Annotated in this window: 16 protein-coding genes; 9 read left to right on the top strand and 7 right to left on the bottom strand. The window is 67.4% G+C overall.

Going from position 1 to position 21,800, the window contains the following annotated elements; genetic code table 11:
• Nucleotides 1–18: 18 nt before the first annotated feature.
• A complete protein-coding gene (gene argH / locus IB269_RS01060; RefSeq protein ID WP_012207114.1) occupies nt 19–1,500 on the bottom strand; it encodes an argininosuccinate lyase in 1,482 nt (493 codons plus the stop codon).
• A 263-nt stretch (nt 1,501–1,763) separates the two neighbouring features.
• Between argH and IB269_RS01055 the strand changes: the two genes are divergently transcribed.
• Both IB269_RS01055 and IB269_RS01050 read left to right on the top strand, forming a co-directional pair.
• Nucleotides 1,764–2,858, top strand: coding sequence for a sensor histidine kinase (locus tag IB269_RS01055; protein ID WP_192366239.1), 1,095 nt, complete (start codon nt 1,764–1,766; stop codon nt 2,856–2,858).
• Entirely contained in the window at nt 2,839–3,600 is a 762-nt protein-coding gene (locus tag IB269_RS01050) for a LytR/AlgR family response regulator transcription factor (protein WP_012207116.1), read from the top strand. The genes IB269_RS01055 and IB269_RS01050 overlap by 20 nt, the downstream gene beginning before the upstream one ends.
• A 172-nt stretch (nt 3,601–3,772) precedes the next feature.
• On the opposite strand, the gene IB269_RS01045 is transcribed toward IB269_RS01050, so the two are convergent.
• Nucleotides 3,773–5,260, bottom strand: coding sequence for an aminotransferase class V-fold PLP-dependent enzyme (locus IB269_RS01045; protein WP_192366238.1), 1,488 nt, complete (start codon nt 5,258–5,260; stop codon nt 3,773–3,775).
• A 27-nt stretch (nt 5,261–5,287) separates the two neighbouring features.
• Nucleotides 5,288–5,758: a Rid family detoxifying hydrolase gene (locus IB269_RS01040; RefSeq protein ID WP_012207118.1), complete on the bottom strand. Its 471-nt coding sequence runs from the start codon at nt 5,756–5,758 to the stop codon at nt 5,288–5,290.
• Nucleotides 5,759–6,405: 647 nt separating this feature from the next.
• Here IB269_RS01040 and IB269_RS01035 point away from each other — a divergent pair.
• Nucleotides 6,406–7,818: a cache domain-containing protein gene (locus IB269_RS01035; RefSeq protein WP_012207119.1), complete on the top strand. Its 1,413-nt coding sequence runs from the start codon at nt 6,406–6,408 to the stop codon at nt 7,816–7,818.
• Nucleotides 7,815–8,477 (top strand): response regulator, encoded by a 663-nt coding sequence (locus tag IB269_RS01030; RefSeq protein ID WP_192366237.1) that lies wholly within the window; start codon nt 7,815–7,817, stop codon nt 8,475–8,477. Before IB269_RS01035 ends, IB269_RS01030 begins: the two co-directional genes overlap by 4 nt.
• Nucleotides 8,478–8,493: 16 nt before the next feature.
• Here IB269_RS01030 and IB269_RS01025 read toward each other — a convergent pair whose 3' ends face one another.
• From IB269_RS01025 to polA, 3 genes are all read right to left on the bottom strand, one after another.
• Nucleotides 8,494–9,315, bottom strand: a complete 822-nt coding sequence (locus tag IB269_RS01025) for a ZIP family metal transporter (RefSeq protein ID WP_126310856.1) — start codon at nt 9,313–9,315, stop codon at nt 8,494–8,496.
• A 346-nt stretch (nt 9,316–9,661) separates the two neighbouring features.
• On the bottom strand, nt 9,662–10,558 hold the full coding sequence (locus tag IB269_RS01020; RefSeq protein ID WP_043825097.1) for a dienelactone hydrolase family protein: 897 nt from the start codon (nt 10,556–10,558) through the stop codon (nt 9,662–9,664).
• A 57-nt stretch (nt 10,559–10,615) separates the two neighbouring features.
• The gene (gene polA, locus IB269_RS01015; protein WP_192366236.1) at nt 10,616–13,459 is read right to left on the bottom strand and encodes a DNA polymerase I; all 2,844 of its coding nucleotides are present in this window, start codon (nt 13,457–13,459) and stop codon (nt 10,616–10,618) included.
• Between the two features lie 72 nt (nt 13,460–13,531).
• Between polA and IB269_RS01010 the strand changes: the two genes are divergently transcribed.
• From IB269_RS01010 to IB269_RS00990, 5 genes are all read left to right on the top strand, one after another.
• Nucleotides 13,532–13,903, top strand: a complete 372-nt coding sequence (locus IB269_RS01010) for a hypothetical protein (protein WP_043825094.1) — start codon at nt 13,532–13,534, stop codon at nt 13,901–13,903.
• 125 nt (nt 13,904–14,028) lie between these two features.
• Entirely contained in the window at nt 14,029–14,985 is a 957-nt protein-coding gene (locus IB269_RS01005) for a homoserine kinase (protein ID WP_097201524.1), read from the top strand.
• A 146-nt stretch (nt 14,986–15,131) separates the two neighbouring features.
• Entirely contained in the window at nt 15,132–15,965 is an 834-nt protein-coding gene (locus IB269_RS01000) for a BPSS1780 family membrane protein (protein ID WP_012207126.1), read from the top strand.
• A 293-nt stretch (nt 15,966–16,258) separates the two neighbouring features.
• Entirely contained in the window at nt 16,259–18,211 is a 1,953-nt protein-coding gene (locus IB269_RS00995) for a PhoX family protein (protein WP_192366235.1), read from the top strand.
• 283 nt (nt 18,212–18,494) lie between these two features.
• Nucleotides 18,495–19,127, top strand: coding sequence for a hypothetical protein (locus IB269_RS00990; RefSeq protein ID WP_013800941.1), 633 nt, complete (start codon nt 18,495–18,497; stop codon nt 19,125–19,127).
• A 24-nt stretch (nt 19,128–19,151) separates the two neighbouring features.
• Here the strand turns inward: IB269_RS00990 and IB269_RS00985 are convergent, their stop codons facing one another.
• Entirely contained in the window at nt 19,152–21,620 is a 2,469-nt protein-coding gene (locus IB269_RS00985; RefSeq protein WP_071956674.1) for a UvrD-helicase domain-containing protein, read from the bottom strand.
• Nucleotides 21,621–21,800 lie beyond the last annotated feature (180 nt).

The following is a 21,800-nucleotide window of genomic DNA, read 5'->3' as shown; positions in this document are numbered from 1 at the left end:
CTCCGGCGAACGGGGGGATCAGCCCAGGCGTGCGTTCAGGCGTGCATTCAAGCGCGCCTGGTGGCCTGCGAGCTGCTTGCGCACCTGGGCCGGCGCCGTGCCGCCCAGGGTGTTGCGCGCATTGAGCGAGCCTTCCAGGCTGAGCGCCTCGAAGACATCGGCCTCGATGCCGGGGTTGAAGGCCTGCAGTTCGGCCAGCGGCAGCTCGGTCAGGTCCACGCCCTTTTGCGAGGCCAGCTTGACGGCATGGGCCACGGTCTCGTGCGCGTCGCGGAAGGGCAGGCCCTTCTTGACCAGGTAGTCGGCCAGGTCGGTGGCGGTGGCGTAGCCCTTGAGTGCGGCGGCACGCATGGCTTCGGCGTTGACGGTGATGCCGCCCTTCTTGCCGCCCGTGGCCGGGTCGGCCTGGCCGCCGATCATCTCGGCGAAGATGCGCAGCGTGTCCTTCAGGGTGTCCACGGTGTCGAACAGCGGCTCCTTGTCTTCCTGGTTGTCCTTGTTGTAGGCCAGGGGCTGGCCCTTCATCAGGGTGATCAGGCCCATCAGGTGGCCGACCACGCGGCCGGTCTTGCCGCGTGCCAGTTCGGGCACGTCGGGGTTCTTCTTCTGCGGCATGATCGACGAGCCCGTGGTGAAGCGGTCGGCGATGCGGATGAAGCCGAAGTTCTGGCTCATCCAGATGATCAGCTCTTCGGACAGGCGGCTCACGTGCACCATGCACAGGCTGGCGGCCGAGGTGAATTCGATGGCGAAGTCGCGGTCGCTGACGCCGTCCAGCGAGTTCTGGCAGACGCCTTCCATGCCCAGGGTGCGGGCCACGCGCTCGCGATCCAGCGGGTAGGTGGTGCCGGCCAGGGCCGCGCTGCCCAGCGGCAGCACGTTGACGCGGCGGCGCAGGTCCAGCATGCGCTCGGCGTCGCGCTTGAACATTTCCACATAGGCCAGCAGGTGGTGGGCAAAGCTCACGGGCTGGGCCACCTGCAGGTGGGTGAAGCCGGGCAGGATCACGTCCACGTTCTTCTCGGCCACTTCGACCAGGGACAGCTGCAGCTCGCCGAGCAGTCCTTCGATGAGGTCGATCTCGCCGCGCAGCCACAGGCGCACGTCGGTGGCCACCTGGTCATTGCGGCTGCGGCCCGTGTGCAGGCGCTTGCCGGCGTCGCCCACCAGCTGGGTCAGGCGGGCCTCGATGTTCAGGTGCACGTCTTCCAGGTCGAGCTTCCACTCGAACTGGCCGGACTCGATTTCCTGCGTGATCTGCGCCATGCCCTTGCGGATGGACTCGTGGTCGGCGGCGGCGATGATGCCCTGGGCCGCCAGCATCTCGGCATGCGCCAGGCTGCCCGTGATGTCGGCCTGCCACAGGCGCTTGTCGAAGAACACGCTGGAGGTATAGCGCTTGACCAGATCGCTCATCGGCTCTTCAAAGAGAGCGGACCAGGCCTGGGCCTTGGTGTCGAGCTGGTTGTGCGAGGCGGACGTTGGTTGATTGGCAGACATGTGAGGACGCGATCTTCGATTAGGCGGTGCAGGCGGCGGGCGGCACGCCCCCGCGCGGGCAGGAAGCGAAGATTCTATCGACCTGGGCGGCGCCACGCCCGTGCAGGGGCCGGGCAGCGGCTGTGCAGGCCGGCCCGGCATGACCATAATCCGGGCATGCGACGCGGAGCCATTACGCTCATTTCCGCCAATTTCCGCCCATTTCCGCCGAATGCCCGCCGAACTCCGCCGCATTTTCGCCACAACACCCCATCACCCGCCCCTTGCCGCCCCAGCCATCCACCTCCGCCGCCCCGCCGCCCCTGCCTGCGGCGCTGGTCTTCGACGCCTGCAACGTCGGCGTGGTACTGCGCGCCGTGCTCTTCGTGCAGGCCGTGGCGGCCACGGCTGCGATGTTCGGCGCCGACTCGCTGCTGCAGTGGCTGGAGAACATGGCCCTGCTGACCGGCGCCAGCCTGCCCGGCACCCTGGTCTGGCTGGTGGCGGCCTGCCTGCTCAAGCATCCGCTGCAGCGCCTGCCGTCCACCGGGCAGTACGCGGCCGGCGTGCTGCTGGGCATGGCGGCCGGGCTGTATGCCTGCGCCATGCTGCAACTGGCCGGCGGCACCAGCGCCCCCTGGCTGGCCAGCGCCATGTCCGGCGGACTGCTGGCGGCCCTGCTGGTGGCCGCCCTGGTGCTGCGCGCACGCGGCCACACCCCCGCCGACACGCAGGCGCGGCTGGCCGAGCTGCAGTCGCGCATACGTCCGCATTTCCTGTTCAACACGCTCAACAGCGCCATCGCCCTGGTGCGTGCCGAGCCCGCCAAGGCCGAGGCCCTGCTGGAAGACCTCAGCGACCTGTTCCGCTACGCGCTGGCCGAGCCGCACAGCACGACCACGCTGGCCGAGGAGATCGAGCTGGCCCAGCGCTACCTGGCCATCGAGCAAGTGCGCTTCGGCGAACGGCTGCAGGTGCGCTGGCAACTGGACCCTGCCGCCCACGGCGCCCTGCTGCCGCCGCTGCTGCTGCAGCCGCTGGTGGAAAACGCCATACGCCATGGCGTGGAGCCCAGCGCACGCGGCGGCAAGCTGCAGGTGCGCACCGAGCGCCGTGGCGATCTGGTGGAGGTGCGCATCACCAACACCCTGCCCACCGAGATCGATTCCGCCAGCGCAGCTGGCACGCGCGGCAACGGCATTGCGCTGGCCAATGTGCGCGCCCGGCTGTCGCTGCTGCACGACCTGCAGGCCCACCTCACGGCGCGCACGCTCAAGGGCCATTTCGTGGTGCGCATCAGCCTGCCGCTGGCTGCGCCTGCCAGCCACCCCACGAAGGCCGTATCGAAGAAGAAGGACCATGCACATCCTGATCGTTGACGACGAAGCCCTGGCCCGCGCGCGACTGCGCACCCTGCTGGCCGATGTGGAAGCCTGCACGGGCACCGGCCCGCACCAAGTCAGTGAAGCGGCAGACGCGCGCCAGGCCATGGCCGTGCTGCAGGCGCCGGGCCCGCGCGCCGTGGAACTGGCGCTGCTGGACATCCACATGCCGGGCCAGGACGGCCTGGCCCTGGCGCACGCACTGCGCCGCCTGCCGCTGCCGCCTGCCGTGGTCTTCGTCACCGCCCATGCCGGCCATGCGGTCGAGGCCTTCGACCTGGACGCCGCCGACTACCTGACCAAGCCCGTGCGCCGCGAGCGCCTGCAGCAGGCCCTGGCCAAGGCCGCACGCACGGCGGTGCACCAGACGGCCGAGCGCGACAGCGGCCCCGTGCTGCTGATACAGGACCGGGGCACCACCGTGCGCCTACCCCTGTCCGAAGTGCTCTACCTCAAGGCCGAACAGAAGTACGTGACCGTGCGCACCGTGGGCCGCAGCTACATCCTCGACGGCGCCCTGGCCGACCTGGAAACCCGCCACGCCGACCACCTGCTGCGCGTGCACCGCAACGCGCTGGTGGCCCGCAGCGCCCTGCGCGCCCTGGAACGCCACGACGACCCCACCGAAGGCGAAGGCTGGGCCCTGCGCCTGCACGGCATCCCCGAACTGCTCATGGTCTCCCGCCGCCAGCTCCCCCAGGTCCGCGCCGCCATCCGCGACGAAGGACAGCCCGGCTGACGATGAAAGGCTGAGGACAGCGCTCCGCGCCAGAGAGCGCGCCCCCAACACAAGCATGGCCCAACGCGAGGGACACCGAGCAAGGGCCTATGCCGGCCGCGCCGCCCCGCAGCGAGGGTGTCGTCCCCCTCCGCGAAGCGAGAAGGGGGAAGCCGCGAAGCGGCTCAGGGGGTCAAGCCATCTTTCTAGACAGATCCCACATCGCATCCACCAGCAGATCGACGTCCCGCGCGTCATGCCACAGGTGCGTGGACACGCGCACGCCGTAGTGGTCTGCCGCCGCGCCGATCACGGGGAAGTTGGAGTTGCGGATCACAAAGCCCTGCGGATAGTCGCTGAGCATGCGCGCCACGAAGGTCGAGGACTTGGTCCCGCTCATCACGTCGTCCTTGTTCTGGAACGGGTTGAAGCAGGTCAGCGCCGACAGCAGCTTGGGATCGTCCTTGGGCGAGTACAGCGAGTCCACGCCCCAGCGCTCGACGATCTTTTCCTTGAGGTAGGACGACAGCGTCAGGTCATAGGTCTCGATCTTCTTGCGGCCGATGCTGTCCCACTGCGCGCAGGCCTGGGCCAGCGCCATGAACATGGGCGTGTGCACGCTGCCGCAGGAGGTGACCGAGGCGGCGATGTCGTAGGTCTCCTTGGCCGTGGTCGTGCGCTCCAGCGCCGGGTAGGCGCTGGTGTGCACCGGGTACCACTTGGGCAGGGGCAGCGGGTTGGAGGCGCGCATCTTGTTGCGGATGATGAGGATGCCCGTCGAGCCCGGGCCGCACTGCCACTTGTGGCCCGCGCCGGACATGAAGTCCATGCCCAGCTCCGCATAGTTGTAGGCCATCATGCCCGGCAGGTGGGCGCCGTCCACGATGCTGATCAGGCCATGCGCCTTGACCACGCCCATCAGGTCGGCAATGGGCAGCATGGTGCCGGTCTTGTAGGTGGGAGAGGACCACATCATGGCGCGCACGCGCTTGCCCTGGGCCTTGAGCGCGCGGATGCGCTCGTCGAACAGGTTCACGTAGGTGGCTGCCGTCTGGTTGTTGCCCACGGGCAGCGCAATGCGCGAGACCTCGATGCCGTAGCGGTCCTGGGCGATCTTCAGCGGCGTGTCGCCGCCGCCGTGCTCGTGGTTGGTGGTGACCACCACGTCGCCACGCTGCCAGTCGATGCCCAGGATGGCATGGCACATGCCCGAGGAGGTGTTGGCCGAGAAGGCCAGCTCATCGGCATCCACGCCAAAGCCCGGCGCCACCTGCTTGCGCAGGTCCAGCAGGTTGCTGTAGCCGTTGCCCGAGTCGGCGGCCTTCTTGCGGTTTTCGGTATCGAACACATCGAGCACCAGCTTGGGCATGGAGCCGGCCGTGCCGATGTTCATGTAGGTCTTCTCGGGCTTGAGGATGAACATGCTCTGCACGTCAGTCCAGAAGGCCTCGTCGCGCATGAGCTGCTCGCGCAGCGCGGCGGCCGAGGTCTGGGCGTTGCCGCTGCCGCAGGCGGCCAGCAGCGGGCCCAGCGTGGCGGCGCCGGTGCCGTAGCCCAGCATGCGCAGGAAGTCGCGGCGCTTGGAAGTCCAGCGCGCGGGATAGCCGGATTCGCCGGCGGCCGCAGTGGCGGTCAGGGATGTGGCCTGCTCGGCCGCGATCTGGGGGTGTCGTGCGTTCATGCGGTCCTCCTGTCGTTGCGCAAGCGGTCAGCGGCGGCCGACGATGGCCGAGATTTCGATCTTCACATCGCGCGGCAGGCGCGCCACCTCCACCGTGGCCCGAGCGGGGGCGCCGGTCTTGAAGTACTCGCCATAGACCTTGTTCATGGCGGCAAACTCGTTGAGGTCCTTCATGAAGACCGAGGTCGAGAGCACATCCTCGTAGCCCAGTCCCTGGGACTTGAGCTTGGCGCCGATGTGGTCGAGCACGGCACGCGTCTGCTCTTCGATGGTGGCGCCCTGGATGGCCGTGCCCTGTGCGTTCAGCGGCAGCACGCCCGAGAAGTAGATGGTGTTGCCATGCGCCACCATCTGCGAGTACGGGCCGATGGCCGGGTAGATCTGCGTGGTGGACAGCACCTCGCGCTTGTTGGGCGCAGCGCAACCCACCAGCGCCGCCGCCGTCACCGCCACCCCGCATGCCAGCGCCATGCGCCCCAGGTTCGTTCGAATATCCATGGTATTGCCCTTCTCAAACAAAAATACAAGCTGCCACTGCCGTGCCACGCATTACTGCATTGGCGTTATGGAAACACTTTGTCACCATTAACCCAGTCCTCAGAGGTGACCTGAATCATCGATACAAAATGATTCGAATTCGTGATTTCACGGAGAAATTCTAGGCAGGGATCTGGAGCATTCGATAATGAATTTTCCCCTACGCACCACTACGCACACGGACCCACGCAGTGCTACGCAGCCCTTCAACATTCTTTGAAAACAATGGTTTGGCACGGAATCTGCTCAACAACAAGCAGCACATCAGGCATCAGAGGGACGGCGCACCACAATACGGCAAAACGATTATCCAAAACCCCAAAAAGGGGAGTACGCACCAAGAAAATGCATCTCGGATTTCCAGTATCCATGGGATATTGTTTCGCACCCAAAAACTATTTTCCATGGTGTTTCCCTTGGGATATTCAAACGCCTTTTCACGCGCGCGTGAATCCGTGTGGATATACGGGGCGCGCAGGCCATTGGAAAATACAGCGCCTGCCATTCAAAGGCCGCCGCCCTGGCGCTGGCGGCATGCGCGCAAGCCCTGTTGACAAGGCCCGGCCACTGGGCGGAAAAGATCGTCGGTGCATCCCACACAGGCTTCCATGCAACTTCCGCTGAAACTTGCACTTCTGTCGATTGCCGCCATCGCGCTCGCCCTGGGCCTGGTCGCGGCGACCGTGCAGCACCAGACCCTGGAGCTGGCCCACCAGGAACGGGAACTGGTCGAGACCGCATACCTGCACAGCAAGGAGACGGAGCTGCGCCACTACGTCCAGCTGGCGACCACGGCGCTGACGCGCATCAAGTCCAGCGGCGAGGAGCAATCCGTGCAGCGGCGCCAGGCGCTGGAGATGCTGTCGCGCATGCAGTTCGGCGAGGACGGCTACTTCTTTGTCTACGACGAACACGGCAACGTGCTGCTGGATGCGCGCCAGATGGGCCTGTCGGGCGTGGACCTGTGCGATCCCAACAGCCCGGGCGGCGCAGGACCCGCCAGGATCATCCTGGACGCCGCGCGCAGCGGCGGCGGCCTGGTGCGCTACCAGTGGCAAAAACCGTCATCGCTGCGTACCGAGGCCAAGCTTGCCTATGTGGCCACGGTGCCCGAATGGGGCTGGTCGCTGGGCACGGGCCTGTACCTGGACGATGTGGAGCAGGCGCTGCGCCAGATCGACGAAAGCGCCCAGGCCAACATCGCGGCCACGCGCTGGCGCATCTTCGGCATTGCGGCGCTGTGCATCGTTCTCATCGGCGTGGCGGGGCTGGTCTTCAATCTCAGCGATCACCGCGTGTCCAGCAACAAGCTGCAGCGGCTGGCCCAGCGCGTGGTGCATTCGCAGGAAGAGGAACGCACGCGCGTGGCGCGCGACCTGCATGACGGCGTGGTGCAGGTGCTGGTCTCCTCCAAGTTCCTGCTGGAGACGGCCCAGGCCCAGCTCAGGCGGCTGGCCGCGCAGGACCCGGCCACGGCCCAGCGCATGGTGGACCAGGGCCTGGAGCAGCTCAACCACGCGCTGGTGGAGATACGGCGCGTCTCCCACGGCCTGCGCCCCGCCCTGCTGGACGACCTGGGCCTGGCCCCGGCCCTGGCGCTGATGAGCCAGCAGATGCAGGCCGAGGACGGCCTGCGCATGCAGTTCGGCTGCCGCGGCGAGACCCGCTTTCTCCCGCCCAGCCACGCCACGGCCCTGTTCCGCGTGGCCCAGGAGGCCGTGACGAATGCGCAAAACCATGCACAGGCCACGCGCATCGATGTCAGCCTGCACTTTCAGCGCCGCCGCGTGGTGCTGCAGGTCAGCGATGACGGCCAGGGCTTCGACATGCGCCGCGTGCAGCGCGACCGCCAGGGCGGCATCGGCCTGCGCAACATGCGCGAGCGCATCGAAGGCCTGGGCGGCCACCTGTCCATCAGTTCGGGGCGCCGGGGCACCCGGCTGGTCGCCGTGCTCTACCGCGATGGCGGCATGCCGCTGTCTCCCTCACCGGAATTCGAACTCCCACGGGCCGCTGCATGAACCCCATGATCCGCATCCTCCTGGTGGACGACCACCCTCTCGTGCGCGACGGCGTGTCCATGCGCCTGCAGGCCACGGACCATATCCGTGTGGTGGGCGAGGCCGCCAGCGTGGACCAGGCCCTGCCGCTGGCCCGCGAGCTGTCGCCTGACCTGGTGGTCACCGACATCCGCATGCCGGGCGCCAGCGGCATCGACCTGGCCGCGCTGTTCCGCGATCAGTTCCCGCTGGTGCGCGTGCTGGTGCTGTCCATGCATGAGGATCCCGAATACGTGCGGCGCGCCGTGGCGCTGGGCGCACGCGGCTATGTGCTCAAGGACGCGCCTGCGCAGCAGCTCATCGAGGCCATAGACCGGGTCTACGCCGGCGGCCTGTATTTCAGCCCCGGCCTGCAGCCCGTGGCCGAGGACGACGGCAGCGCGTCCGGGCCCCGGCGCGCCCTCACGCCGCGCGAGGCCAGCGTGCTGCAGTGGATCTCGGAGGGCCGCTCCAACAAGGAGATTGCGGCGCTGATGGGCACCTCGGTGCGTACCGTGGAAACCCACCGCCTGCACCTGCGCCGCAAGCTGCGCATCGACGGCCATGCGGCCTTCATCAAGTACGCGGTGGATTACGCCGACCTGCTGGGGCCGGCACCCCAGGAGGCCCGCGCAGGCTAGGACCCGCGCCTCAGCCTCAGTGCGCGTGCGCCGCGCGGCTGACCACGGTGACCAGCACGATGCCCAGCATCAGCCAGCCCACCTGGGCCACGGTCTCTCGCGCGCTCAGGCGCTTTTGCAGCTGGGGAATCAGGTCGGCCAGCGCCACGTAGATGAAGCTGCTGGAGGCCACGGCCAGGAAGTACGGCAGCAGTTCCTGCAGCTGTCCCACCAGGAAATAGCCGCCAATGCCACCCAGCGTGGTCACGGCCCCGGCCATGGACACCTTGATCAGCGCCACGCGCCGGTTGGAGCTGGACTGGCGCAGCACCACGATGTCGCCCATGTGGTGCGGCACTTCGTGGGCCAGCACCGACACCGCCGCGATCAGCCCCAGGCGCATGTCGGCCATGAAGGCGGAGGCGATCAGCACGCCATCGCCAAAGCAGTGCACGCTGTCGCCGGTCAGCACGGCCCAGCCGCCGTGGCGGTGGCCGTGGTGGTGTTCGTGGGAATGGCCATGGTCGCCATCGTGGCCGTGGTGATCGTGCTCATGGGCCGGCGGTGCGCCGTGCTCATGCCCGTGGTGCCACAGCTCGGCCTTGGACAGCAGGAAAAAGAACACCAGGCCCACCAGCAGCGTCACGAACAGGTCATGCGCCCCGGCCTCGCTCTCGAAGGCCTCGGGCAAGAGGTGCATGAAGGCCGTGGCCAGCAGCGCGCCCGCCGCCAGGCTCAACAGCCGCTGCGGCATCATGCCCGGCGAGCGATTGCCTCCCAGCCCCATCAACAACGCGGCCACCCAGACGCTGCCAATACCGGCGGCCAGGGTGGCCAGAATGATTGCTACCAATGTCATAGCGATTTGTGCTTCAACCGTATGCCCTTGCAGGCGAAACCCGCGAATTCTCGCAGAAAGACAGGACCCATCGCAGCCGTGGCCTGCGATCCCATGAAGGAAGCAGGCCACGGTGTCGGGTGCCCTCGGTTTCAGCCTACAGAAGCTGTCAAGCCCCCCTGCGCGAATAAAGTTGAAAGCCAGTCAGCAATACCTTAAAAACTGGCGCGTCCTCACACCAGGGACACCGAGGAAGGGCCTACGCCGGCCGCGCCGCCCCGCACCGAGGGTGTCGCCGGTTGCCCGGACGCCCCCCTCCCGCGAAGCGAGAGAGGGCGCCGTGCAACGGGGGAAGCGGCGCAGCCGCTCAGGGGGTCACCCCATGCTTATTGAACCAGGCCAGCATTTTCTGCCAGCCATCGCGCGCAGCCTGCTCGCGGTAGCTGGGCCGGTAGTCGGCATGGAAGGCGTGCGGCGCCTCCGGGTAGATCACGAACTCCGAGGCCTTGGCCGCTGCCGAGCCCTGCTTGAGCGCCTCGCGCATGCGCTCCACGGATTCCAGCGGAATGCCCGTGTCCTGCCCGCCATACAGGCCCAGCACCGGCGCCTTGAGGCTGGAGACCAGCTCCAGCGGATGGCGTGGCTGCAGCGCCGTCTTGGCGCCTTCCAGCCGGCCGTACCAGGCCACGCCGGCCTTGACCGGGCCATGGGCCGCATACAGCCAGGTGATGCGCCCGCCCCAGCAAAAGCCCGTGATGGCCACGCGCGCCGTGTCGCCGCCCTGGGTGCCGGCCCATTGCACGGCGCCGTCCAGGTCGGCCATGACCTGCTCGTCGGGCACCTTGGAGACCAGCTCGCTCATGAGCTTGGCGATGTCGGTATAGGTCTTGGGGTCGCCCTGGCGCGCATACAGATCGGGGGCAATGGCCAGGTAGCCGGCACGCGCCAGGCGGCGGCAGGTGTCGGCAATGTATTCGTGCACGCCGAAGATCTCGGAGATCACCAGCACCACGGGCACATTCTTCTTGCCCGCGGGCGCGGCGCGGTAGGCGGGCACCTTGAAGCCGTTCACGGTGAAATGCACCTCGCCGGCCGTCAGGCCGTCGGCCGGCGTGGAGATGGCGGTCTGCGCCATGAGCGGCGTGGCCGCTGCGGCATAGCCCAGGCCCAGGGCCGTCTGCAATGCCAGGCGCCGCGTGGGCCCCTCTTCGCTGCTGCGCCCCGGAACCAGGGCCTTCAGGTCTTGCTGCTGATCATCACGCATGCATCTCTCCTTGGTGGTGGTTGAGAACCGGCCAAGTCTACGATGCCTGAGTGAAGCTCAATGTGCCTTGTCCCAGTTGGGTCCCAGACCCACCTCGGCGAGCAGCGGCACCTTCAGGTCGGCCACGCCGGCCATCAGGCGCGGGATTTCTGTGCGCACCCAGTCCGACTCGCCTTCGGGCAGCTCGAACACCAGTTCGTCGTGCACCTGCATGATGACGCGGACCTCGGACTGTCTGGCATCGAGCTCGGCCTGCACCGCCACCATGGCCTTCTTGATCAGGTCGGCCGCCGTGCCCTGCATGGGCGCGTTGATCGCCTGCCGTTCGGCCGCCTTCTTGCGCGGGCCGCTGCCGCCGTTGATGTCCACCAGGTACAGGCGGCGGCCGAAGACGGTTTCCACATAGCCGTGGTCGCGCGCGAATTCCACCGTCTCGTCCATGTAGCGCTTGACGCCCGGATAGCGCTGGAAATAGCGGTCGATGTAGGCGGCCGCGGCCTTGGTCTCTATGCCCAGGTTCTTGGCCAGGCCAAAGCTGCTCATGCCGTAGATCAGCCCGAAGTTGATGACCTTGGCATAGCGGCGCTGCTCGCTGCTGACCTGCTCCAGCTCCACGTTGAAGACTTCCGATGCCGTGGCACGGTGCACGTCGCGGCCTTCGTGGAAGGCGCGCAGCAGGGACTCGTCGCCCGACAGGTGGGCCATGATGCGCAGCTCGATCTGCGAGTAGTCGGCGCTGGCGATCACATGGCCGGGCGCGGCAATGAAGGCCTCGCGCACGCGCCGGCCTTCGGGCGTGCGGATGGGGATGTTCTGCAGGTTGGGGTCGTTGCTGGACAGGCGCCCCGTCACGGCCACGGCCTGGGCGTAGTGCGTGTGCACGCGCCCCGTGCGCGGCAGCGCCAGCTGGGCCAGCTTGTCGGTATAGGTGCCCTTGAGCTTGGACAGGCTGCGGTGCTCCAGCAGCTTGGCGGGCAGCGGATAGTCTTCGGCCAGCTTCTCCAGCACCTCTTCGTCGGTGCTGCGTGCGCCGGTGGCCGTCTTCTTGACCACGGGCATGCCCAGCTTGTCGAAGAAGATTTCGCCCAGCTGCTTGGGGCTGGCCAGGTTGAAGGGCTGGCCCGCGATGTCATAGGCCTCCTGCTCCAGCTGCACGATGCGCTGGCCCAGGTCGTTGCTCTGCCTGGCCAGCGTGGCGGCATCAATGAGCACGCCGTTGCGCTCTATGCGGAACAGGGCCTCGCTGGTGGCGATCTCCAGCTCGTAGACGCCGCGCAGGCCGTCGTTGGCCTGCAGCTGCGGCCACAGCACGCGGTGCACGTCCAGGGCCTGGTCGGCATCTTCGCAGGCATAGGCGGCAGCCTTGTCCACGGGCACCTGGGCGAACGGGATCTGGTGGGCGCCCTTGCCGCACAGGTCTTCATAGCTGATGCCCGTGCGGTTGGTGTGGCGCAGCGCCAGGCTGGCCAGGCCGTGCGGGCGGTGCACTTCCAGCACATAGCTTTGCAGCATGGTGTCGTGCACATAGCCCTGCACCTCGATGCCGGCATTGGCGAAGACATGGCGGTCGTACTTGACGTGCTGGCCCAGCTTGGGCCGGGCCGCATCCTCCAGCCAGGGCTTGAGGCGCTGCAGCACTTCGTCGGCCGGCAGTTGCTCGGGCGCATCGGGGCCGGCATGACGCAGGGGGATGTAGGCAGCGGCGCCGGGCTCCACGCTCAGCGAGATGCCCACGATCTCGGCACGCATCTCGTCCAGCGAGGTGGTTTCGGTATCCAGGGCCGTGAGTTCGGCGGCGTTGATCTTGGCCAGCCACTGGTCGAACGCTTCCCAGGTCAGCACCACGTCATAGTCCAGCGGGCGCTGCTGGACGGCCTCGGCCTCGGTGGTGGCGTCGTCGGATTCGGCCTGCTCCTGGGCAAACATGTCGCCCGTGGACTGGTCGGCACGCGGCTTGGCCGCTGGCTTGCGGCCGGCCTTGACGGCTTCCAGCGCATCGGGCTCGGGCGCGGCACCGCCGAGCATGCGCGCCAGGCCCTTGAAGCCGTAGCGCTCATAGAAGTCGCGCAGCGGCGCGGTATCGGGCTCGCGCGGCGCCAGCGCGTCGAGCACCGGCAGGGTGGGCACTTCGGCGCTCAGGTCGCAGTCGGTCTTCATGGTGACCAACTGGCGGCTCAGCGCCAGCTGGCCCGAGGCGATGGCATCGCGCAGGTTCTGGCCGGCCACGCCCTTGATGCCGTCGGCCGCAGCAATCAGGCCGTCGAGCGAGCCGTGCTCGGCCAGCCACTTGACGGCCGTCTTGGGGCCCACCTTGGACACGCCGGGCACGTTGTCCACGGCATCGCCGACCAGGGCCTGGTAGTCGATCATCTGCGTGGGCGGCACGCCGAACTCGGCCGTCACGCCGGCCACGTCGCGGCGCTTGCCGCTCATGGTGTCCATCACCATGATGTGGGAGTCCACCAGCTGGGACAGGTCCTTGTCGCCACTGGAGATCACCACGTTCACGCCCTGGGCGGCGGCCGTCTTGGCCAGGGTGCCGATCACGTCGTCGGCCTCCACGCCCTGGATGGCCAGCACGGGCCAGCCCAGCAGGCGGACCACTTCATGGATGGGCTCGATCTGCGAGCGCAGATCGTCGGGCATGGGCGAGCGGTGCGCCTTGTATTCGGGGTAGAGCGTGTCGCGGAAGGTGGGTCCGCTGGTATCGAACACGCAGACGGCGTAGTCGGCCGCCACTTCCTTCCTGATCGCCTGGAGCATGTTGATCATGCCGCGGATGGCGCCCGTGGCAGGGCTTTCCGGGTTGCCGGGCTCGGCGCGCAGGTCCGGCATGGCGTGGTAGGCGCGGTAGAGGTAGCTGGAGCCGTCGATCAGCACCAGGGTCTTGGAATTGCTCATGCGCCGATTGTGCACGCGCCGGCAGGGTGACAGGGCGGGACAGCGCCCGCTGCAAGTTCTACAATGGAGCCTATGCGCGCCGCTCCACTTTTCATCTTCCTGACCCTGGCCGCCAGCTCCGTGCTGGCCCAGAACCCCACGCCTGCCCCGGCTGCCTCAACCGCTCCTGCGACGGCGACCGAGCAGACCGCGCCGGACACGGCCAAGCCCGAGGGCCGCGACCGAACCAACCAACGCGTGGAACACATCCATGTGGAAGATGGCGGCAGCCGCGTTGACGAGCTGCGCGTGGGCGGCCAGACCCGCAGCATCACCGTGCAGCCCAAGGTCGGCGACATGCCCTCCTATGAAGTGCAGTCCAACGACGGCGCCCGTTCCTCGCGCAACCGCGGCGATGGCGACGGCACCAATGGCACGCGCGTCTGGAACCTCAAGAAGTTCTGATCCTCACCGGACTGTCCGGGCCCCCGGCCCGGCGGCATCCCAGGGGGCAGCACCTGACGGCGCTGCCCTCTTTCCATATCTGACGACAACGATTTCCGCCGCGCCCTGAAGGCCGGCAATGCAACATGGCCGTTTTCACCGAAGTCTCCGACAAAGACGCGCGCGAGCTGCTGCGCCGCATGTCCCTGGGTTCCTTCAAGGAGCTGCGCGGCATCCAGGGCGGCATAGAGAACACCAACTACTTTCTCACCACCGAACAGGGCGAGTGGGTGCTGACGCTGTTCGAGCGCCTGACGGCCGAGCAACTGCCCTTCTACCTGTACCTGATGAAGCACCTGGCGCAGGCCGGCATTCCCGTGCCCGACCCGCAGGCCGAGACGCGCAGCGGCGACATCCTGCTGAGCGTGTGCGGCAAGCCGGCCTCCATCGTCAACCGCCTGCCCGGCAAGAGCGAGCTGGCGCCCCAGCCCGCGCACTGCGCCGCCGTGGGCGAGATGCTGGCGCGCATGCACCTGGCCGGACGCGACTACGATCGCCAGCAGCCCAATCTGCGCAGCCTGCCCTGGTGGAACGAGACCGTGCCCACGGTCATCCCGCACATAGACGCACCCACGGCCGACCTGCTGCGCTCCGAGCTGGCCTTCCAGAACCATGTGGCCGCCTCGCCCGCCTATGCGGCGCTGCCGCGCGGCCCCGTGCACGCCGACCTGTTCCGCGACAACGTGATGTTCGATGGCGAGCGCCTGACCGGCTTCTTCGACTTCTACTTCGCAGGCGTGGACAGCTGGCTGTTCGACCTGGCCGTGTGCCTCAACGACTGGTGCATCGAACACGCCACCGGCGCCCATGACGCCACCAAGGCCAAGGCCATGATCGACGCCTACCAGTCGGTGCGCCCCCTGACCGCCGCCGAGCGCGAGCTGTTCAACCCCATGCTGCGCGCGGGCGCGCTGCGCTTTTGGATTTCCCGCCTGTGGGATTTCCACCTGCCGCGCGAGGCCTCCATGCTCGTGCCCCACGACCCCACCCATTTCGAGCGCGTGCTGCGCCAGCGCCTGGCCCACCCGGTGGCGCTGGACTGACGTCCGAAGACCGCCACAGCGCGGCCGACAGAGGGCTTTGCGGTCCACGGGCCGCGCGTCCTCGGGTACAGTCCCCGTTCGGGCGCCAGCGGCGCGGCCCATGCCAGAGGCCATGCCCCATCCAGGCGCCCCGACTTCCTCACCCCATGAAACTTCTCATCGTTCCCGCCCGTACCGGCCTGCAATGGGTGCAGCAGGGCATCCGCACCTTCCGCCAGCAGCCGCTGGCACTGGCGGCGTTGTTCTTTCTGTCGATGGCGGCCATGTCGCTGGTCACGGTGCTGCCGCTGATCGGCCCCGTGATCGCGCTGGGCCTGCTGCCGGCCACCTCGCTGGCCATGATGGTGGCGGCGGCCGAGGCATCGCACGGGCGTGCGCCCACGCCGGCCCTGCTGCTGGTGGCCTTTCGTACCGGGCGCCAGCGCCTGAACTCCATGCTCACGCTGGGCGCCATGTATGCGGCAGGCTTCCTGCTGATCATGGGCCTGTCCATGCTGGTGGACGACGGCCAGTTTGCCAATGTCTACCTGGGCGGCGAGCCGCTGACGCGCGAGATCGCCGAGTCGCCCGACTTCCAGGCCGCCATGTGGCTGAGCATGGGCCTGTACCTGCCGCTGTCCCTGCTGTTCTGGCACGCGCCGGGGCTGGTGCACTGGCACAACGTGCCCCCGGTCAAGGCCGTGTTCTTCAGCCTGGTGGCCTGTGTGCGCAACATCGGCGCGCTGGTGGTCTTCGGCCTGAGCTGGATGGGCGTGTTCATCGTGGCCGGCATCGTGATGGCCCTGATCTCGGCCGTGCTGGCCCAGGTGCTGGGCAGCATTGCCAACGGCCTGATGATCGGCACGGCCATGCTGCTGGCCGCCATGTTCTTCACCTCCATCGTCTTCACCTTCCGCGACTGCTTTGCAGCGCCCGATGAAAGCGATGGCAGCGACGCCATCGGCACCGAGCCGCCTGCGCCGCCCGGACTGTCCGGCTGAGCGCTTCGCCACTGCACCCCACAAAGCCCCTTTCAAGGGGCTTTTTCTTTGGACCTTTCTTCAGCCCTTCTTCGCGCCTCTTCTTTGGTTTTTTGACTGGCCGTATCGCCTGGCACCCCTCGCCTGGCGGCTGTCACATGACGCTGTCACGGTTCCGTCATGCGGATGCCATCGCTCTGTCACACCGGCTGCCTAGCATGCCGTGCGGATGTCAAGCCAGCGAGTGCGCGGCGGCATCCCGGCCCATCCCGCCCCCGATGGGTTGACGCTGACAAACCCATAACGGAAGCCCCATGTCCCAATCCACGATGCTCTCCCGCCGCAAGGCGCTGCAATTCCTGACCGGCGCCCCCCTGCTGCCGCTCGGCTCCGCCGTGTCCGCCACCGGCCTGCTGACCGCCTGCGGCGGCGGTGACGACGGCCCCGCGAAGAACTATGTGGCGGCCAGCTTCACCTCCATGGCAGCGCCCACGCTGGCCAACCCCCAGGCCATGGCCAGGATGACCGTGGCCTCGCAGCTCAAGGTGCAGTTCAGCGACAACAGCGAGCAGAGCTTCGACCTGGGCTACCAGCCGTTCTTCGTCACCGGCGATGAAGTGTCCGACGGCAAGGGCGGCAAGATCCTGGCCGGCGGCTACTACGACATCAACAACAACAAGATCATCGACCGCACCGTGGCCGGCAGCGAGCGCCACTTCTTCTCCGATTCGCCCGACGGCACCTCGCTGCTGACCGTGCCCAATGCCAAGGTGGACGGCGTCAAGGGCAAGCCCGTGTTCGCCGTGGTGCAGTTCGAATACACCACCTGGGCGCAGGACGGCAAGACCGACATGTACGGCAAGCTGCCCTCGCCCATCGCCGTGCTGACGCTCGACCAGGACCAGACCACCGGCAAGCTCAGCCTGGTCAAGTACCACAACGTGGACACCTCCAAGGTGCACGGCCTGTGGATCACCTGCGGCGCCAGCCTGTCGCCCTGGGGCACCCACCTGTCCAGCGAAGAGTACGAGCCCGACGCCTTCACCACCGGCAATGCCCAGCTGCTGGCCTTCAGCCAGAACCTGTATGGCGACCAGAACAAGGCCAACCCCTACCACTACGGCCACATGCCCGAAGTGACGGTCAACGCGGACGGCACGGCCAGCATCAAGAAGCATTTCTGCATGGGCCGCATCTCGCACGAGCTGGTCCAGGTCATGCCCGACCAGCGCACGGCGCTGATGGGCGACGACGCTACCAACAGCGGCTACTTCGTCTTCGTGGCCGACAAGGAAAAGGACCTGTCCTCGGGTTCGCTGTACGTGGCCAAGGTGGGCGCGGGCTTCTCCATCGACCCCGCATCGGGCAGCGCCGCCGCGCTGACCTGGATCAAGCTGGGCTCGGCCACCAGCGCCGAGATCGAGCAACTGGCCAACACGCTCAAGCCCACGGACATCATGACCGTGGCCAAGACCGATCCGGGCGACGCCAGCTACACCAAGATCACGGCCAACGGCAAGGTCGAGTGGATCAAGATCAACCCCGGCATGGACAAGGCCGCCGCCTTCCTGGAAACCCACCGCTACGCCGCCTTCAAGGGCGCAAGCATGGGCTTCACCAAGATGGAAGGCACGACCGTCAACGCCAAGGACAAGGTGGCCTACTCGGCCCTGCAGAACTGCGAAAAGTCCATGGTGGCCGGTGATGCGCTGAACGTGGCCGGCAACGGCGTGTCCATCCCCAAGCAGCTCAAGGCCGGCGCCGTGATGGCACTGAACCTGCGCGGCGGCCAGAAGGACACGGCAGGCGCCGCCATCAACAGCGAGTGGATGCCCGTGGACACCAAGGCCCTGCTGGCCGGCGAAGACATCAGCGCCGACGCGCTGGGCAACACCGGTAACCCGAACAAGATCTGCAACCCCGACAACCTCAAGTTCTCGGAGAAGATGCGCACCCTGTTCATCGGCGAGGACAGCGGCCAGCACGTGAATAACTTCCTGTGGGCCTACAACATCGACACCAAGCAGCTGTCGCGCCTGATGTCGATTCCCGCCGGCGGCGAATCCACCGGCCTGCATGCCGTGGACGAGATCAACGGCTGGACCTACATCATGAGCAACTTCCAGCACGCCGGTGACTGGGGCGCCATCCACAACGTGGTCAAGCCCACGCTGGACCCACTGATCAGCGCCAACTATCGCGGCAAGTTCGGCGCCGCCGTCGGCTACCTGACCGGCTCCGCTGCCCAGCCCAAGCTGTCGGCCTGACCGCCGCCATAGCGCCCCGTCGCCCCGCCGCCCTGCGGCGAGTGACGCCGCCACACAAAGGCCATGGATTTCCATGGCCTTTTTGCATGTCTGCGCCGCAATTGCATGGATGTCATGAACCCGACTCTTAGCGTGCAAAACAAGAGTCATTCTCACCTGATCGCTATAATTTCTGATGCATTGCGGCGTCGCTCGCCCGCCATCGCACCATCTTCAGCTCCGCCGGATCACGCCCCTCAAGGCCCGGCAGGCGCACGCAGAGCCACACCACAGGAGAGACTCCATGACCGAACCTTCCCGCATCCTTCGCAGCACCGCCGCATGGCTGGCCGCCGCCGCCGCACTGGCGGTGCCGGCCGCGCATGCCGACTATCTCTGGCTGCAGCAGGACGCAGGACAGGCCCGGGCCTATGCCGGAGAGCTGCGCAAGCCGCTGGAACAGCTGCCGGCCCTAGAAGACGCCAAGCAGGTCCTGCCCGACGGCAAGAGCCTCCCCCTGAAGGCCGACGCCAATCATTTCACCGCGGACGCAGGCCAGGGCGATGTGCGCATCGCCGCCACGCGCCCCGGCGCCAATGGCGTGCTGACCTATTACCAGGCCCGTTTCGGCCGCAACGACACCAAGGCCGTGAACGACTTGGAGCTGGTGCCGACCACGGCGGGCGGCGATACGTTCCAGCTGGTGTTCAAGGGCCGCAAGGTCGCAGCCAGCCAGGTCAACGTACAGACCAGCGAGGGCTGGTACCGCACGCTCACGCCATCGCAGGACGGCACGGTGAGCTTCAAGCCCTACTTCCCGGGCCTGTACGTGCTGGAGGTGACGGCGCGCGTGGACAACGGCTCGGTCACGCTGGACGGCAAGAAGTACACCGACGTGCGCCACACCACCACGCTGAGCTTCGAAGTCAAGCCCTGAGCGCCGGGCGCGGCAGCCCGCGCCTCACTCAACGACCGTGAGCTTGGCAATGGACAGCGCCAGCCACTTCGTGCCGTGGCGCCCAAAGCTGACCTGGGCGCGCGCGTCGTCGCCCGTGCCTTCCAGGGCCAGCACCTTGCCTTCGCCGAACTTGTTGTGGAACACGTTCAGGCCCACGCGCAGGCCGTGGCCCGGAGCGGCCTTTTGCGGCGGCACGGGCGGGCTGGCGAAGACCTCGCTGCGCCAGCCTTCGGCCTTGTTGCCGAAGCCGCCGCGATCGCGTGAACCGTAGCCGCCACCACCGCCGCCACCGGGGCGGGGCGCGTAGCTGCCAAAGCCGCCCTGCTTGGGGGTGATCCACTTGAGCGCCTCATCGGGCAGCTCGTCGAAGAAGCGGCTCTTGACGTTGTAGCGCGTCTGCCCGTGCAGCATGCGCGTCTGCGAATGGCTCAGGTACAGGCGCTTGCGTGCGCGGGTGATGGCCACATAGGCCAGGCGGCGTTCTTCCTCCAGGCCGCCCCGGTCCATCATGGCGTTCTCATGTGGGAACAGGCCCTCTTCCACGCCGCCGATGAAGACGGCGTCGAACTCCAGCCCCTTGGAGGCATGCACGGTCATCAGTTGCACGGCGTCCTGGCCGGCCTGGGCCTGGTTGTCGCCAGCCTCCAGCGCCGCGTGCGTCAGGAAGGCGGCCAGCGGCGACAGTGTCTCGCCGGTATCGGCATCGACCATGCCGGCCACGGTGCCGGCCGGCGGCGTGAGCGGCGTGTCCAGCAGCGGCAGCGCAGGGTCCAGGCCCTGGCTGGCGGGGCTTTGCGTCAGCGCCCTGGCGCCGTCGTGCTCGTCCAGCGGCAGGGCCACGGCATCGCGGCCAAAGCCTTCCTGGGTGACAAAGCTCTCGGCCGCGTTCACGAGTTCCTGCAGGTTCTCGATGCGGTCGGCGCCTTCCTTTTCGTTGCGGTAGTGCTCGAGCAGGCCGCTTTCTTCCTCGATGGCCTCGATGATCTCGCGCAGCGTGCGGCCCTGGGTCTGCTCGCGCAGCACGTCGATCTTGGCGACAAAGCCTGCGAGCTTGGTGCCCGGCGCGCCCGGCACCGCCGAGACGGCATCGTGCAGCGAGCAGCCCGCGCTGCGCGCCGCGTCCTGCAGCGTCTCCACGCTGCGCGCGCCGATGCCGCGCGGCGGGAAGTTCACCACGCGCAGAAAGCTGGTGTCGTCGTGCGGGTTCTCCAGCAGGCGCAGGTAGGCCAGCGCATGCTTGATTTCGGCGCGCTCGAAAAAGCGCAGCCCGCCATACACGCGGTAGGGAATGGCGGCATTGAACAGCTGCGATTCGATCACCCGGCTTTGCGCATTGCTGCGGTAGAGCACGGCGATTTCCTGGCGCTGCCAGCCGTCCTTTTTCACAAGCTGCTGGATTTCCTCGACCATCCACTGCGCCTCGGCCATGTCGGTGGGCGCTTCGTAGATGCGCACGGGCTCGCCCGGGCCCTGGGTGGTGCGCAGGTTCTTGCCCAGGCGCTGGCTGTTGTGGCTGATGAGCGCGTTGGCGCAGTCGAGGATGTTGCTGTAGGAGCGGTAGTTCTGCTCCAGCTTGATCTGCTGGCGCACGTCGAACTCGCGCACGAAGTCCTGCATGTTGCCCACGCGCGCACCGCGAAAGGCGTAGATGCTCTGGTCGTCGTCGCCCACTGCGATCACGCTGCCCGTGGCCTGCAGGCGGCCATCCACCATGTCGCCCGCCAGCTGCTTGAGCCACTGGTACTGCAGCTTGTTGGTGTCCTGGAACTCGTCCACCATGATGTGGCGAAAGCGCCGCTGGTAGTGGGCGCGCAGCGCGGCATCGTCGCGCAGCAGCTCGTAGGAGCGCAGCATCAGCTCGCCGAAATCGACCACGCCTTCGCGCTGGCACTGCTCCTCGTAGAGCTGGTAGATCTCGACCTTCTTGCGCGTGTCCGGGTCATTGGCCACCACGTCGCCGGGGCGCATGCCCTCTTCCTTGCAGCCGGCAATGAAGTACTGCAGCTGCTTGGGCGGAAAGCGCTCGTCGTCCACGTTGAACTGCTTGCACAGGCGCTTGACGGCCGACAGCTGGTCTTGCGTGTCCAGGATCTGGAAGGTGGACGACAGCTTTGCCGCCTGGTGGTGGGCGCGCAGCAGCCGGTTGCACAGGCCGTGGAAGGTGCCGATCCACATGCCGCGCACGTTGTAGGGCAGCATGGCCGACAGGCGGGCCAGCATTTCCTTGGCCGCCTTGTTGGTGAAGGTCACGGCCAGGATGGAGCCCGGCGTGGCCTGGCCCGTCTGCAGCAGCCAGGCGATGCGCGTGGTCAGCACCCGCGTCTTGCCCGAGCCCGCGCCGGCCAGGATCAGCGCGTGGCCGGCCGGAAGCGTGACGGCAGCGAGCTGCTCCTCATTGAGGTGGGTCAGCAAAGGGGAGTTGGGGGCGGGCGCGGCACCGGAGGCGCCGTCGAGCAGATCGATCGGGAACATCCTGGCATTGTAGAAAGCACCTCGCTCCCCAGGGAAACCGATGCCGCATTTCCCGCAATCGGCCCGAAATCTGCCCGCGATCTGCCCACAATAGGCCCGCGCGGCGCGCCCTTGCAGGTTCATAACGCCATCCCTATAACCGCTATATCGACAGGGTGCCCAGGCCCGTCGCCGGCAACG

This window comes from Delftia sp. DLF01 (genome assembly GCF_014852125.1).
Classification (GTDB): Bacteria; Pseudomonadota; Gammaproteobacteria; order Burkholderiales; family Burkholderiaceae_C; genus Comamonas; species Comamonas acidovorans.
This window is presented reverse-complemented; position numbering and strand designations above follow the sequence as displayed.